Below are 1,648 nucleotides of genomic sequence, written 5' to 3' on the forward strand. Positions count from 1 at the left end.
GACAGGCTTCCGCCGCTGCCGAAGGGCCCGCCCGCTCTCGGCAAAGACATGCCCGCCGAGTGGGCTCAGTCCTGGGGTGTCGGGGCGATGTTCGAGTTAAGCGCGGCGTTCGCGGATTACTCGCGACGGCACGACCGGCTCGCCAGGCGGCTGTCGGCTGCGACCCGGGCCAGCGCCGCCGCCGATGCGGAGCGGGAAATGGACCGCATCTGCGGGTCCGGTGGGCTCGAGGGGATCACAGGCGAAGGGATGCTCGACGGGGAGCCCGAGCCCGAGCGCGTCGCGGCTCCGCAGGCGGAGAAGCGCGAGGCGCCGCCGGTTGTCGCGACCCCTCGTGAGGGGAACACGACAGAGAAGGCGTGGAGTGTCGGCAAGAGGGCGCTGGTCAACCGACTGGCCGGCGTGCGCCGGGCGAGTCTGATGCCGTTCGCGGCGGCCGCGATTGCCGCGGCTCTGCTCGCGATCGCCGGAGTTGACGGGAAGCTGGGAAACGGTGGGCATTTGGTGTCGGCAAACGCCCCGAGGCCGATCGCGAGGGTCCCGGTCCGCCCGGTCACGCCGCGAGTCCCGCTGACGGTCATCCGAGCCCGGGCGGCGCATCGCGCGCATCTGCGGGCACTGGCCAAAGAGCGACAGCGCATTGCCGCCGCTGCCGCCCGGCGCGCTGCGCGGCAAGCGAAACAGGCCGCATCGAAGTCCCATCTGCCAAGTCCGACGCCTACGCCCGTCCCCGCGGTCCCCGCTCCTGTGTCAGCTCCGACCACGTCCGCGCCTCCGTCCAAGTCGACTCCACCCAAGTCGACCCCGCCGAAGTCGACGCCGCCCAAGTCTGGGCCCGCACCCGCTCCCGCGCCGGCTCCCGCGCCTGCCCCGGCACCACGTCTTGGCACTTCGCCGACGAGCTGAGCTGACGCTGTCATGAGAGCCCGCCTGGCCATCGTCATCGCTATCGGCACCCTTGGATCGGCTGTCGCAGCCAACGCGCAGGCTGCCACTCCCGCAACGCCGGTCTCGCCAGATGACTCCGCCACGTTTATGTCGCCGGCCCGTCAGATCATCTTTGAGGCGACGGTGCCGATGACCGTCGTGCCCCCACCACCAGAGGTCGACTTCTATGCATCGACCAACCCCTCCACCAATGGCACCACTGGGCTGCTCTCGAATTATTTCGTCGCCGCTCATGGCCTCCCCACGGGCGTTCCGCAGGGCGACGGCTCGGCGGACTACGCGGGGAGCCCAGACCCGAGTGCGTCGTGGCCCACGCAGCCGGACACCTACTACTGGCAGGCGGTCTACTTCGACTGCACAGCACCAACCGATTGCATCGTCAACGCGAGCACGACCCGTTCGTTCACCATCACTCCACGTCCCGCCTCATCCGTGAGCGTCGCGAATCCGCCCGACACCTTCCTGACCGACCATCCGCGGCGCCGAGTTCACAAGCGCAAGGCCAGGTTCGCCTTCTCCTCCGACGTCGCCGGCGCGCACTTCCAATGCCTATATGCGAAGGGCTGGGCCGCCTGCAAATCGCCGCACACGTTCCGGCATCTAAAGCCGGGTCGCTTCAGGTTCCAAGCTCGAGCAGTCGTCAACGGCGTCGAGGATCCAACCCCCGCGTCGTGGACCTTCAAAGTCCTTCGCTGAGCCG

1 protein-coding gene is annotated in these 1,648 nt (G+C 69.0%); it reads left to right on the forward strand.

The features are described 5' to 3' along the window. The first annotated feature begins 918 nt into the window (after positions 1–918). Positions 919–1,644, forward strand: a complete 726-nt coding sequence (locus tag VIM26_RS12345; protein WP_331951573.1) for a hypothetical protein — start codon at positions 919–921, stop codon at positions 1,642–1,644. The last annotated feature ends 4 nt before the right edge of the window (positions 1,645–1,648 follow it).

Origin of the sequence: Pengzhenrongella sp. (assembly GCF_036565025.1) — a bacterium.
Classification (GTDB): Bacteria; Actinomycetota; Actinomycetes; order Actinomycetales; family Cellulomonadaceae; genus Pengzhenrongella.

Coding starts and splice junctions, on each gene's coding strand:
- VIM26_RS12345 (WP_331951573.1), top strand. CDS start 919: ATGAGAGCCCGCCTGGCCATCGTCATCGCTATCGGCACCCTTGGATCG.